The sequence below is a fragment of the Micromonospora sp. NPDC004540 genome (assembly GCF_040610095.1).
Taxonomy (GTDB): Bacteria; Actinomycetota; Actinomycetes; order Mycobacteriales; family Micromonosporaceae; genus Micromonospora.
Window position 1 is genome coordinate 1 of sequence record NZ_JBEXLR010000144.1, and the last position, 12,171, is coordinate 12,171.

At 75.2% G+C, this 12,171-nt stretch carries 15 protein-coding genes and 1 pseudogene; 8 read left to right on the top strand and 8 right to left on the bottom strand.

What is annotated here, in order from left to right:
• Positions 1-143: 143 nt before the first annotated feature.
• The 5 genes from ABZV78_RS29725 to ABZV78_RS29745 all read right to left on the bottom strand — a co-directional run bounded on the left by ABZV78_RS29725 (position 144) and on the right by ABZV78_RS29745 (position 3,706).
• Positions 144-638: a hypothetical protein gene (locus ABZV78_RS29725; protein ID WP_355643897.1), complete on the bottom strand. Its 495-nt coding sequence runs from the start codon at positions 636-638 to the stop codon at positions 144-146.
• A gap of 68 nt (positions 639-706) precedes the next feature.
• Positions 707-1,270, bottom strand: a complete 564-nt coding sequence (locus ABZV78_RS29730; RefSeq protein ID WP_355643899.1) for a heme-binding protein — start codon at positions 1,268-1,270, stop codon at positions 707-709.
• A gap of 35 nt (positions 1,271-1,305) precedes the next feature.
• Positions 1,306-2,025, bottom strand: coding sequence for a hypothetical protein (locus ABZV78_RS29735; protein ID WP_355643901.1), 720 nt, complete (start codon positions 2,023-2,025; stop codon positions 1,306-1,308).
• A 2-nt stretch (positions 2,026-2,027) separates the two neighbouring features.
• Positions 2,028-2,810, bottom strand: a complete 783-nt coding sequence (locus ABZV78_RS29740) for an ABC transporter permease (protein ID WP_355643903.1) — start codon at positions 2,808-2,810, stop codon at positions 2,028-2,030.
• The gene (locus tag ABZV78_RS29745; protein ID WP_355643905.1) at positions 2,807-3,706 is read right to left on the bottom strand and encodes an ATP-binding cassette domain-containing protein; all 900 of its coding nucleotides are present in this window, start codon (positions 3,704-3,706) and stop codon (positions 2,807-2,809) included. Before ABZV78_RS29745 ends, ABZV78_RS29740 begins: the two co-directional genes overlap by 4 nt.
• Before the next feature lie 133 nt (positions 3,707-3,839).
• Here ABZV78_RS29745 and ABZV78_RS29750 point away from each other — a divergent pair, with 133 nt between their 5' ends.
• The 3 genes from ABZV78_RS29750 (at position 3,840) to ABZV78_RS29760 (ending at position 6,309) form a co-directional block, all read left to right on the top strand.
• Complete coding sequence (locus ABZV78_RS29750; protein ID WP_355643907.1) at positions 3,840-5,078, top strand: histidine kinase; 1,239 nt, start codon at positions 3,840-3,842, stop codon at positions 5,076-5,078.
• On the top strand, positions 5,075-5,752 hold the full coding sequence (locus tag ABZV78_RS29755; RefSeq protein ID WP_355643909.1) for a response regulator transcription factor: 678 nt from the start codon (positions 5,075-5,077) through the stop codon (positions 5,750-5,752). Before ABZV78_RS29750 ends, ABZV78_RS29755 begins: the two co-directional genes overlap by 4 nt.
• 104 nt (positions 5,753-5,856) lie before the next feature.
• The gene (locus ABZV78_RS29760) at positions 5,857-6,309 is read left to right on the top strand and encodes a hypothetical protein (protein ID WP_355643911.1); all 453 of its coding nucleotides are present in this window, start codon (positions 5,857-5,859) and stop codon (positions 6,307-6,309) included.
• Between the two features lie 127 nt (positions 6,310-6,436).
• Here ABZV78_RS29760 and ABZV78_RS29765 read toward each other — a convergent pair whose 3' ends face one another.
• On the bottom strand, positions 6,437-7,213 hold the full coding sequence (locus ABZV78_RS29765; protein ID WP_355643913.1) for a M15 family metallopeptidase: 777 nt from the start codon (positions 7,211-7,213) through the stop codon (positions 6,437-6,439).
• Positions 7,214-7,555: 342 nt separating this feature from the next.
• Between ABZV78_RS29765 and ABZV78_RS29770 the strand changes: the two genes are divergently transcribed.
• Positions 7,556-8,197 carry a hypothetical protein gene (locus tag ABZV78_RS29770; RefSeq protein ID WP_355643915.1) on the top strand — a complete coding sequence of 214 codons (642 nt, stop codon included), beginning with the start codon at positions 7,556-7,558 and terminating at the stop codon, positions 8,195-8,197.
• A 31-nt stretch (positions 8,198-8,228) separates the two neighbouring features.
• Entirely contained in the window at positions 8,229-8,693 is a 465-nt protein-coding gene (locus ABZV78_RS29775; protein WP_355345943.1) for a PPOX class F420-dependent oxidoreductase, read from the top strand.
• 2 nt (positions 8,694-8,695) lie between these two features.
• Here the strand turns inward: ABZV78_RS29775 and ABZV78_RS29780 are convergent, their stop codons facing one another.
• A complete protein-coding gene (locus tag ABZV78_RS29780; protein ID WP_355643917.1) occupies positions 8,696-9,337 on the bottom strand; it encodes an NAD(P)H-binding protein in 642 nt (213 codons plus the stop codon).
• 61 nt (positions 9,338-9,398) lie between these two features.
• Positions 9,399-10,631 (bottom strand): serine hydrolase domain-containing protein, encoded by a 1,233-nt coding sequence (locus ABZV78_RS29785; protein WP_355643919.1) that lies wholly within the window; start codon positions 10,629-10,631, stop codon positions 9,399-9,401.
• Between the two features lie 65 nt (positions 10,632-10,696).
• On the opposite strand from ABZV78_RS29785, the gene ABZV78_RS29790 reads away from it, so the two are divergent.
• The 3 genes and pseudogenes from ABZV78_RS29790 to ABZV78_RS29800 all read left to right on the top strand — a co-directional run.
• Complete coding sequence (locus tag ABZV78_RS29790; RefSeq protein ID WP_355643921.1) at positions 10,697-11,290, top strand: pentapeptide repeat-containing protein; 594 nt, start codon at positions 10,697-10,699, stop codon at positions 11,288-11,290.
• 55 nt (positions 11,291-11,345) lie between these two features.
• A complete protein-coding gene (locus ABZV78_RS29795) occupies positions 11,346-11,798 on the top strand; it encodes a pyridoxamine 5'-phosphate oxidase family protein (protein WP_355643923.1) in 453 nt (150 codons plus the stop codon).
• A 120-nt stretch (positions 11,799-11,918) separates the two neighbouring features.
• A pseudogene (locus ABZV78_RS29800) lies at positions 11,919-12,171 on the top strand (hypothetical protein); the annotation flags it as partial.

Consider the following 12,171-nt stretch of genomic DNA (forward strand, 5'->3'; position numbering starts at 1 on the left):
CCCCGCCCCGCCCAACACCCTCCCGGGCACAAAAACCCCCCACACACCATATACAACCCCCCCCCCCCGCCCCCGCCCCCCACCCCGCGGCGCCCCCGACGCCGTCCGCGGGGGCCGGCCGGAAGATCGCAGCGGTGGCGCGGTCAGGAGTCCCGGTAGAGCGGCAGGCCGAGGCTGGTGCGTACCTTGCCGGCCTGGGTGCCGCCGTCGTGCGCGGCGGCGGCCCGGATCTCCCGCATCAGCGCCGCGGCGCTGCCGGCCTTGGCCGCGAGCCGCCAGTGCCGCAGCGCCACGTCGTTCTCCTTGAGCAGCGCGGCGACCGGGGCCTGCGCCACGGCCGGCCAGGCGGTGGCCCGGAGCTGCTCGGCGTGGGCGGCACTGGTGCTGGCGACCGTCCCGGCCAGCCCCCGCACCGTCCGCCACGGCCGGCCCGCCTTCAGCGCCTCCTCCAGCTCCTCCAGCGCGGTGTTGTACGGCGCCACGATGGCCAGGTAGCGGGCCTTCGCCTCCTTGACGGTCAGCGGGGCCGGCGCGCTCGGCGAGGGGGACTCCCAGGCCGGCGCGACGGTCGTCCCGGTGCCGCCGCCGCAGCCGGCGAGCAGCAGCACCAGGGTCAGGGCGGCGGGCCAGCGGCGCACGGGATCTCCCCTCGGGCGGGCGGGGTCACCGAGTCCAGGGGTGACCCGGCGGCCGCGCCGGCCGCCGACTATTCGGCGACCGGGAGCACGACCTCGTTACGGCGCAGGAACCAGGGCTTCCACGGCGGGTCGAAGCGGGCGTACCGGACGGCGCCGGTCGGGCGTAGGCCGGCGGCGGTGACCGCACGGCCCAGCGCGGTGGCCCGCCGCTCGAACGCCCGCGCGGTCCACCGTCCGGAGAACCGCGTCGCCGCCGCGAGCTGTCCGGGGATCTCCCGGGTGGTGACCAGCGGGTCCGCCGGCTCGGGCAGCGTGGCCGGGGTGAAGCTCGCCGGCATCACGAACCGCACCAGCCAGCTCCGTGGCCGGTCGCCCTCCTCCTGGAGCACGGGGACGGTCATCGCGATCCGCTCCGATCCGGCGGACCCGGGCGCCGCCGGCCCGGTCACCGGGATCTCCCGCCGCGACCGGTTCGCGCCGGCGAGGTAGCGGGCCAGCGGCCGGAACGCCGCGTTGCCGGCGGACTCGAACGTCCCGTCGACGCGCACCTCGGCGACCAGGTGGGCGGGGTAGCGGCGCAGCTCGAACCCCGGGTGACGGGCCACCACGCGGTACGGCTGCCGCTCGGTCATCCGCCCTCCCGCCCTCGGTGGTCCCACCGCCGACGCTACCGCCGCACGCCGTCCCGGTCCGGCGGACCGGGGACCAGCCGCCAGTACTGCCGCTTCCTCTCGTCCCGGACCACCACGCCGAGCCGGGCCAGCTCGCCGCGCAGCTCACCCGCCTCGCCGCCCCGGCCGGCGTCGACCGCCCGCTGCCGGGCCCGCAGCAGCGCGTCCGCCCCGGCCGGCAGCCCCGGCAGGCCCTCCACCCACCGCCGGTACGCCGCCCCGTACGGGTCCTGCTCGATCCAGGGCCAGCCCTGCCCGGTGAACGCCGCACGCAGCCCCGCCGGGCCGAGGTCGGACCGCTCCCGGGCCAGCTCGCCGCCGGCGGTGTCCAGCAGCACCAGTGCCCGCCCGTCGAGGAAGACCCCGCCGACCCCGGCCCGGGCCACGTCCCGCCCGTGCCCGTCCCGGTGCAACCGGACCGACGTGCGCCCCACCGTCACGGTCAGCCGTTCCCGGGTGCCCAGGAACGCCAGCACCACGCCGGCCAGCGCGGCCACTCCCGCCCCGACCGGGTACGACCGCTCCGCCGGCCACCGGTCCAGCAGCGCGAACCAGCCCTGGAACGGGAACCAGGGCAGGCCGGCCACCCAGCCGGACGCGGCGGTCAGCGCCGCGCCCAGCCCCGCCCCGAGCAGCGGGAACCCGGCCCACATCAGCACCAGCTCGCCCACGCCGCCGCTGACCACGACGGCCTCGCCGGATCCCCGCGCGGCCACGGTCACGACACCTCGCGGCGCAGCGTACGGACCAGCCCGGCGACCAGCGGGACGAGCAGCCACACGGCCAGCGACACCCCGAGCCGGCCCCACTCCCCGGCGGTCATCCCGGGGCTGAGCAGGGGCTCCATGGTGACCGAGGTGTCCAGCCACCGGGCCGGCTCGCGCAGCGCCCGGATCATCGCGGCGAGGATGCTCCACACGGTCGGCAGCAGCAGGTAGGTGACGATCGCCAGCGGGGTGTTCAGCAACAGCAGGCCGAAGCCCGCGCCCATCAGCACGTTCGCCACCTGGAACACCGCCGCGTACGGCAGCAGGTGCCAGTCGAGGGTCCAGGCGCCCGCGCCGCCGGTGGCCCGGGAGGCCAGCGTGCCGGCGGCGGCGACGGCAAGGCTGACCAGCACCGAGGCCAGCGCGGCGAGCACCACCGCGGCGAGCTTCGCGGTGACCACCCGTTCCCGGCGGGGCACCAGGGCGAAGGTGGTCAGCGCGGTGCGCTGTGACCACTCCCCGGTGATCGAGAGGATGCCGAGCACCGGCAGGAGCAGCCCCACCGGGAACAGGGCCGGGGTGAAGAAGGCGGTGAACGTCTGTTCCGCGTCCTCGACCACGAAGATCTGCACCGTCACGATGACGGCCGCCACCAGGCCGATGGTGATCAGGAGCCAGCGCCCGGCCCGGGTGTCGGCGAGCTTGCGCAGCTCCACCCCGGTGAGCCGGGCCAGCGAGGGCCCGGTCGCGGCCGGGCGGCGCAGGGCGGGGGCGGGGGCGGTGACGGCGGTCATCGGACGGCCTCCTTCGTGGACGCGCCGGCGGTGAGGGTGAGGAAGAGCTGTTCGAGGCCGCCGCTGCCGGCCGGGCGCAGCTCGGTGAGGACCAGCCCGGCGTCCGCCGCGGCCTGGCCGACGGCCTCCGGCTCGGCCCGGACGACGTAGCCGCCGTCGGTGCCGGCGGTGGCCGGCAGGCCGGCCCGGTCCAGGGTGAGCCGCAGGGCGTGCTGGTCCCGGGCGCGGACCAGGGTGCCGGCGCCGGCCAGCAGCTCGTCCTTGCCGCCCTGGGCCACCACCCGGCCGCCGCCGATCACCACGAGCCGGTCGGCCACCGCCTCCACCTCGCGCAGCAGATGCGAGGAGAGCAGCACGGTGCCGCCCCGGTCGGCGAAGTCGCGCAGCAGGCCGCGCATCCAGAAGATGCCCTCCGGGTCGAGGCCGTTGGCCGGCTCGTCGAGGATCAGCACCCGGGGGTCACCCAGCAACGCCAGCGCGAGGCCGAGCCGCTGCCGCATGCCCAGGGAGTACGCCCCGACCCGCCGCCGCGCTGCCGTCTCGTTGAGCCCGACCAGGTCCAGCTTGGTGGCGACCTGACCGCGCGCCACGCCCATGGTGCGGGCGGCCAGGGTCAGCGCCTCCCGCCCGGTCCGCCCGGCGTGCTGCGCGGAGGCGTCCAGCAGGACGCCGATCTCCCGCCCCGGGTTGGGCAGCTCCCGGTAGGGCCGCCCGGCGACCGTGGCGCCGCCCGCGCTGGGCGTCGTCATCCCGCAGATCATCCGCATGGTGGTGGACTTGCCGGCGCCGTTCGGCCCCAGGAAGCCGGTGACCGTGCCCGGTTCGCAGCGGAACGAGACGTCCTCGACGGCGGTGTGCGGGCCGTACCGCTTGGTGAGGTGGTGGACTTCGATCATGCCGTCGAGCCTGCCGGCGCCACCCGGCCGGGCGCAGCGGCCGGCGGTCGCGACCCGCCGATACCTCGGTCTACCGGCAGGCGTCGACTTTGGTAGCTGGTGGGGCCCGGACGGGGCTTCCTAGCATGGGTGGATGAGCAGCGCCGTCGTACCCGATCACCCCTGGCTGCTGCCGGGATCCCTGGCGCCCGCGGCCCGGGTGGTCCGGCGTACGCCCCGGGACTGGCTCGTCGACGGCCTGGCCTTCCTGATCTCGGTGGCCTGGGTGCTGCTCTGCTACGGCGACTCGGTGCAGCCGAAGCCGGAGTTCGCGTTGAACCTCGGGCCGGCCTGGCTCAACGACCTGGACCTGGCCGTCGGGTTGCTGGCCAGCGCCGCCCTCTGGCTGCGCCGGCGCTGGCCGGTCGGGCTGGCCGTGGCCGCCGCGCCGCTGGCCCTCTTCTCGGTCACCTCCGGGATCGCCCTGTTGATCATCCTGTTCACGATCGTGGTGCACCGCCGGCTGGTGGTGGCCCTGGCGCTGGTCGGCTGGCACCTCGTGACCACGCCGTTCTACCTGGCGGTCCGCCCCGACCCCGTGCTGCCGTTCTGGGCGGCCGTGGCCTGGACCCTGCTCTTCATCGGCGCGACGGTGGCCTGGGCGCTCTTCGTCCGGGCCCGCCGCCAGCTGGTGCTGTCGCTGCGCGACCGGGCCGAGCGGGCCGAGGCCGAGCAGCAGCTCCGGCTGGACCAGGCCCGCCAGCTCGAACGCACCCGGATCGCCCGGGAGATGCACGACGTGCTGGCGCACCGGATCTCCCTGCTCAGCCTGCACGCCGGCGCCCTGGAGTTCCGCCCGGACGCGCCCCCGGCGGAGGTCGCGCGGGCGGCCGGCGTGATCCGGGCCAGCGCGCACGCCGCGTTGCAGGACCTGCGCGAGGTGATCGGCGTGCTCCGCGCCGAGCCGGCCGCCGAGGCCACCCCGGAGCGCCCGCAGCCCACCCTCGACGACGTGCCCGCACTGGTCGCCGAGTCCCGGACCGCCGGCGTGCGGGTCAGCGTGGTGGACGAGGTCGCCGACCCGGCGGCGGTGCCGGCGGCGGTCGGGCGCAGCGCGTACCGGATCGTGCAGGAGGGGCTCACCAACGCCCGCAAGCACGCCCCCGGGGCGGTGGTGACCGTCCGGCTGGCCGGCAGCCCCGGGGACGGCCTGGCCGTGGAGATCCGCAACCCTTGGCCGGTCGGCGAGGCCGGCTCGCCGATCCCCGGCACCGGGACCGGGCTGGTGGGGGTCGCGGAACGGGTCACCCTGGCCGGCGGCCGGCTCGACCACGGGCGGGACGCCGACGGCGACTTCCGGCTCACCGCCTGGCTGCCCTGGGCGCCCGCGTGACCGCCGGGCCGGCCGTCCGGGTGCTGATCGTCGACGACGACGCGTTGGTCCGGGCCGCCCTGTCGATGATCCTCGGCGGGGTGCCGGACGTCCGGGTGGTCGGCGAGGCCACCGACGGCGCGGAGGTGCCCGCCGCCGTCGCCGCGCACGCCCCGGACGTGGTGCTCATGGACATCCGGATGCCCCGGGTCGACGGGCTGGCCGCCACCGAGGCGCTGCGCGCCACGCCGGACCCGCCCGAGGTGCTGGTGCTGACCACCTTCGACGCCGACGAGCAGGTGCTGCGGGCGCTGCGTGCCGGGGCGAGCGGCTTCCTGCTCAAGGACACCCCGCCCGCCGAGATCGTGGCGGCGGTGCGCCGGGTCGCGGCCGGCGAGGCGACCCTGTCCCCGGCGGTGACCCGCAAGCTCATCGCGCACGTGACCGCCCCGGCGCCGGCCCGGGCGCCGGACACCCGGTCGGACCGGGCGCTCCGGCTGCTCGACGGGCTGACCGAGCGGGAGCGCGAGGTCGCCGTGGCGCTCGGGCGGGGCCGGACCAACGCGGAGATCTCCGCCGAGCTGTTCATGAGCGTGGCCACCGTGAAGGCGTACGTCTCACGCCTGCTCACGAAGCTCGATCTCAACAACCGGGTGCAGGTGGCGCTGCTGGTGCAGGACGCCGGGTTGGTCTGACGGCCGGGCGGGATTGAACTGCTGCCGGCGCGGGGCCGTACCAGTGGTCGAGGATGTGGTGCGGCCGGTCCGCCGCACCGCTGCCGAGCTGCGGGAGGCCTGCCGTGCGAGTTGGTGAGCAGTCGACGGATCCCATCGATCAGATCCTGGGCGAGGTGCCGGTGCCGGCGCCGCTGACCCCCGAGGACGTCCGCCTCGCGGTCCGGGCGGTGGTGGTGCACGCCGCCGAGGAGTGGCCCGCCGGACCGAAGTGCCGCAACGACGGCGCCTCGTACCCCTGTCGGCTGCACCGGTGGGGGCGGCGCGTGCTGGAGGCCCACGGCCTCAACGAGCGCCAGATCGACGCGCTGGTGCGCCACGGGAATCCGTTCGTGCACGTGCCCTTCCCGTTCGTGCTGACCGGGCCGTCGGCCGGGCGGCCGGCGGCAGCCCAGTCCCCGCGCGGCCCGGCCGGCCGGGTCGCCGCACCTCCGGTGCGGCCCGCTCTCCGGCCCGGCGGTACCGGCCGGCCCGTGGCGCCCCCCGCCACCCGGCCGCGCTGGCCCCGGGCGAGCTGACGACCGTTCCGGGTCGCGGCGTGGCGTCAGGCACGCCGAACCGGAGTGGTCGTCCGCCCGGGGCAACGGGACGGCGGCCCGGTCGCAGGGAGCCCCCACCCCTGCGTCGGGCCGCCGTCGACGTCGCTCAGCTCACCCCGCAGTTCGGGGCGGACCAGGTGGTGGTGTTCGACGACCGGTCCCGGTTGTTCTCCCGGCGGGAGTCCACGTGGACGTGGTCGCTGTGGCCCGGGTAGCCGGGGCCGAAGATGCCGCTGAAGCCGTGGCTGCGGGCCGACTTGGCCACCTGGCACAGCGACCTGCTGCGGGAGACCACGTCGGCCGCGGTGCCGTAGAGGTGCTGGCTGTCCGAGGCGCCGCCGACCTGCTGGTTGCAGGCGATGCTGCGGAAGGCGCTGTTGACGTAGAGCGGCGTGTCGCCGAGGCTGCGCCGCAGCGCCTCCAGCTTCCACATGGTGCGCACGGCGTTCTCCCGGGTCGCGGTCGACGAGAGCGGGCCCCCGCTCCACCCGCCCTTGCCGCAGCCGTTGTCCAGTTCGGTGTAGCTGAAGTGCTTCGGCGTGCAGTCGTTGTCCTGGAGGTCGTAGATCTTGGCGAAGGTCTGCGGGCCGGCGATGCCGTCGGCGCGCAGCCCGTACGCGGACTGGAAGCGGCGGACCGCGGCCGCCGTCTCGGGGCCGTAGATCCCGTCGACCTGGACGATGTCCCGGTACGCGGCCCAGCCGGCCACGCGGATCTGGAGTTGCCGGACGTCCTCGCCCGAGCGCCCCTGATAGAGGTCCCGGTTCCAGGTGTAGCAGCCGTCGGCGTGGGCCGCTGGCGCGGCGACGACCGTGGCGATCGCGGCCCCGGGCAGGGCCAGCGCGAACGCGACGGCCACCCGCTTGAGCGTGTTGACGCGCACAGAAATCCTCCCGGTTAGAGAGTGATGTGGGGTTGGGGCTGGACATTGACCAGAAAATCCCGTCCCTTCCACCGTGACAGCCGCCCTGACGATTCGGGGCGGATAACCGGAATTGCTCTCACATTGCCCTCTCCCTGGGCATTACCTGTGAATTGCGGTGAATGGCGAACCGCGCATTCCGCCCCGCCGGCAACCGATGACGGCGCAACGACGCACCGATGACGGAATCGGCCAACCAGCCGCACCCAGGGTGATGTCGCCTCGTCGCCCCGGCCCGGTAACGTCTGCCTCCGGGGCCGGACACGGCTACCGGGCGACCTTCGCGGGCGGGGGAGGTGGGCGTTGGCGCGGGGTGGCGTCTTCTGCGTCGAGGGGCAGTGGCACCGGGACCTCAACGAGCGCGGCTCGGTCCTGCCCACCCTCGAACTGCTCGAACGGCTGGGCCGGATCCGCTTCATTCACAAGGACGCCGCCACCCGCGACGAGCTCTTCTACTTCCTCGACCGCTGGCTGCTCAAGCAGTACGCCGACTACCGGGTCGGCTTCTTCGCCATGCACGGCGAGCCGAGCCGGCTCTGCCTCACCGACTGGGACTCCGTCGAACTGGCCGACGTCGCCGAGCGGATGGCCGGCCGGTGCGAGGGGCGCCGCCTCTACTTCGGCAGCTGCTCGGTGCTGCGCGCCTCCGACGCCGCGCTGCGCGAGTTCCTCGACGTCACCGGGGCCGCGCTGGTCTGCGGCTTCACCCGCGAGGTCGACTGGGTGGAGTCCGCCGCCTTCGAGACCGTGCTGCTCGACGTGCTGGCCAACGGGCAGCGGCACAACGCCGCCGAGCTGCGGATGGGCTCGGCGCACTGGGCGCCGCTCGCCTCCTACCTCGGCTTCCGGGTGATCTACGCCAACGGCCGGGCCTGGCGGCCGAGCGCGCGGCCGCGCGTGCCCGAGCAGGCCTCCCCGCGCCGGGTCGCCGGCCGTCCCCGCTGAGCCCCGTCGGCCCGCCTGGTAGAACCGAGGCATGGCACGCAGCATCGCGACCAACACCCGGGTCGACCGGGACGCCCTGATCGAGTTCCTCCGCCCCCGGCACCGGGTCGTGCTCATGACGACCCGCGCCGACGGCCGGCCCCAGTCCTCCCCGGTCTCGTGCGGGGTCGACGCCGAGGGGCGGCTGGTGATCTCCACCTACCCCGAGCGGGCGAAGGTCACCAACATCCGCCGCGACCCCCGGGTCTCCGCGTGCGTGCTCTCCGACGACTGGAACGGGCCGTGGGTGCAGGTCGACGGCACCGCCGAGGTGCTCGACCTGCCGGAGGCGATCGAACCGCTGGTCGACTACTTCCGCAGCATCTCGGGCGAGCACCCGGACTGGGACGAGTACCGCGAGGCGATGGTCAAGCAGGGCAAGTCGCTGATCCGGGTGACCATCGACGGCTGGGGTCCGATCGCCACCGGCGGCTTCCCCGCCCGGCTGGCCGACTGACCTCAGTACGCGGCCGTGAAGCGGGCGTTGCCGAACCGCGGGTTCTCGATCTCGTCGACGATCGCCACCGCCAGGTCCTCGTAGGTGAGCACCGACCGGCCCTGCGCGTCGGTGACCGGATGGTCGGTGCCGGTGCGGTAGTGGCCGGTCCGCTCGCCCGGGTGGAACTCCAGCGGCGGCGGCGACACGTACGTCCAGGTCACCCCGTCGGCCGAGGAGCGGTAGATCTCCAGCGCGTCGGCCTGGCCCTCGGCCGAGTCCCGGTACTCCTCGGGAAAGTCCGGCTCGTCCAGGTACCGGGTGCCCTTCGGGGTCAGCAACGTCGCCCCGCCGCCCACGTGGATCAGCCGAGGCGGGTCGGGCAGCCCGCGCAGCGTGTCGACCAGGGTCCGCGCCGCGTCGCGCCAGAGCTCCCGCTCGCCGCCGCCGATGGCCACCACGAACACGTCGGCGTCCGCGGCCAGCTCCCGCACGCTTCGCGCCGAGGTCGCGTCACCGGTCACCGTGCGGACCCCGGGCGGCAGGTAGCTGGTCGCCTCCGGGCGGCGCACCGCCGCGGTGACCCGGTGCCCCCGCTCGACCGCCTCGGCGGCGATCCGCGAGCCCGCGGTGCCGCCGGCGCCGAACACGACGATGTCGCTCATGCTCCCCAGGCTAGGGAGCGGGCCCGCCCGACCGGTGCCGTTCCGGCGAACCGGCCGGGCGTCAGTCGACCAGGGCGGAGTAGACGAGCTGGCGCAACTGGGGGCGGAGCGGGTAGGTGCTCGACGGCATGAGCTGGGTGAAGAGCAGCGCCGTGACCTCCTCCACCGGGTCCACCCAGAAGGCGGTGCTGGCCAGGCCGCCCCAGTAGTACTCGCCCACGCTGCTCGGCACCCGGGACGGCACCGGGTCGAGCACCACGGCGAAGCCCAGCCCGAAACCGACCCCGTCGAGGATCGTCTCGGCGAAGCCCTCCGGGGAGAACGAGGCCAGGTCCCGGTTGCCGGGCAGGTGGTTGCGGGTCATGAAGCGCACCGTGCGGGGGCCGAGCAGCCGGACCCCGTCCAGCTCGCCGCCGCGCAGCAGGAACTGGGTGAACCGGTGGTAGTCGGCGGCCGTGGAGACCAGCCCGCCGCCGCCGGAGAGGCACTCCGGCGCGCTGAGCGCGTAGCGGCCGATCGCCTCGGCGCGGACCGCCTGGCCGGTGGCCGGGTGCGGCGCGTAGAGCGCGGCAAGGCGCTTGGCGTCCGCTTCCTCGACCCACCAGCGGGTGTCGGTCATGCCCAGCGGCCGGAAGATCCGCTCGGTGAAGAAGGCGTCCAGCGACTGCCCGGAGACCACCTCGACGAGCCGGCCCAGCACGTCGGTGGAGACGCCGTAGTTCCAGCTCGTGCCCGGCTGGAAGAGCAGTGGCAGCCGGGCCATCCCGCGGGTCGCCTCGGCCAGGTCCGCGCCGGCCGGCACGCCCAGGTCGAAGCCCGCCGCCCGGTAGAGGCCGTCGACCACGTTGACCTGGGCGAAGCCGTAGGTCAGGCCGGCGGTGTGGGTGAGCAGGTGCCAGACCCGGACCGGCTCGACCGCCGGCACCGTGTAGGGCTTGAGCACCGAGCCCCGGTCGTAGACCCGGACGTCGGCGAACTCCGGCAGCCAGCGGCTGATCGGGTCGTTCAGCTCGAGCCGGCCCTCCTCCCAGAGCATCATGGCGGCGACCGAGGTGATGGGCTTGGTCATCGAGTAGATGCGCCAGAGGGTGTCCGGCTCGACCGGCGCACCGGCCTCCCGGTCCCGCAGCCCGTAGGTCGAGGAGTGGGCGATCTCGCCCCGGCGGGTCACCACGATCTGCCAGCCGGCGAGCCGGCCGTCGTCGACGTACCTGCCGAAGTGCTCGTCGATCCGCGCCAGCCGGGCGGGGTCGAAGCCGATACGGTCCGGGTCGGTGCTCACTGCGACGCTCACGACGCCGAACCTACCGGCCGGTACGCCGAGCGGGAAGTGTCGGCCGGTCACACTAGTCTCGCCCCATGCCGGAAGCCGTCGAGGACGTCACCTACCGCCACGAGGACTGGTACGCCGAGGGACTGGTCGACCGGCACTTCGTCCGGTGCGAGTTCTTCCACGTCGACCTCACCGAGGCGATCAGCCAGGGTGCCACCTTCACCGAGTGCGTCTTCGGCAACGTGGCCCTCAACGCCTCCCGCCACACCGACTCCGCGTTCCACCGCTGCACCTTCAAGCGGTGCAACCTCTTCGAGGCGGAGTTCACCGGCTGCAAGCTGGTCGGCAGCAGCTTCGAGCAGTGCGACCTGCGCCCGCTGCGGGTCGACGGCGGCGACTGGTCCTTCGTCGCCCTGCCGGGCGCCGACCTGCGCGGCGTGCGGATCACCGACGCGCGGATGCGCGAGATCGACCTGACCGGCGCCGACCTGACCGGCGCGGTGCTCACCGGCCTCGACCTCTCCGGCGCCCAGTTGCACGCCGCCAAGCTGATCCGGGCCGACCTGCGCGGCAGCGACCTGACCGCGCTCGACCCGACGGCGGTGGAGCGGGCCGGCGCGATCGTCGACGCCGAGCAGGCCGTCGTGCTGGCGCAGGCGCTGGGCTTCGAGATCCGCTGACCCGGCGCGGGAAAGGCGACGCGGGGTGTCAGGTTTCCCTGCCACGCTGACCCGCATGACATGGTGGTCCGACCTGGTGGCGTCCGAACCCGACTTCGCGGCGCGGGTGCGCGCCCGCTTCGCCGTTCGCAAGCACGGCACGATGGCGACCCTGCGGCGGGACGGCTCGCCGCGGATCAGCGGCACGGAGTTCGAGTTCGCCGACGACGGCCAGCTCCGGCTGGGCAGCATGGCCGGCGCGCTGAAGGCGCTCGACCTGCGCCGCGACCCCCGGGTGGCGCTGCACTGCCCGACCGAGGACGCCCCCGAGGACGACCCGACCTCCTGGGCCGGCGACGCGAAGATCGCCGGCCGGGCGCACGAGGAGCCGCCCGGCGAGGACGGCTCGCACCGGTTCCGGATCGAGTTGACCGAGGTGGTGCTGACCCGGGTCGGCGACCCGCCGGACCATCTCGTGATGGAGAGCTGGCACCCGGACCGTGGCCTGCGGCGGCGCGAGCGGCGCTGACCGGGGCGCTGTCGGGAACATGCCTCCGCGCGACGGCTTCTCGAAGATCGATGTGTGTGTCATCCTCCCAGCGGCGGGCCACGGGACGCTCGGCGGCGCCCGTGGCCGAGGGAGGGGTCGGTGGCCGAGGACGAACTCACGCAGACCGGTATCCGGGTCGGGCGCTGGCTGCCCGACGTACCGGCCGAGCCGGCCCGCCCGCCGGAGCCGCCGCCCGCGCCGCGCCGGCTGCCCGGCGACCCCGACGCTCCGGCGGCCGCGGACGAGCCGGCGGCCTCTCCCGCGCCCGCGGCCCCGGACGCGCCGCCACCGGCGGGACCGCAGCTCCCCGCGCCGGCGCGGCATTCCGCCCCGGAGGCCGTCCCCGCCCGGG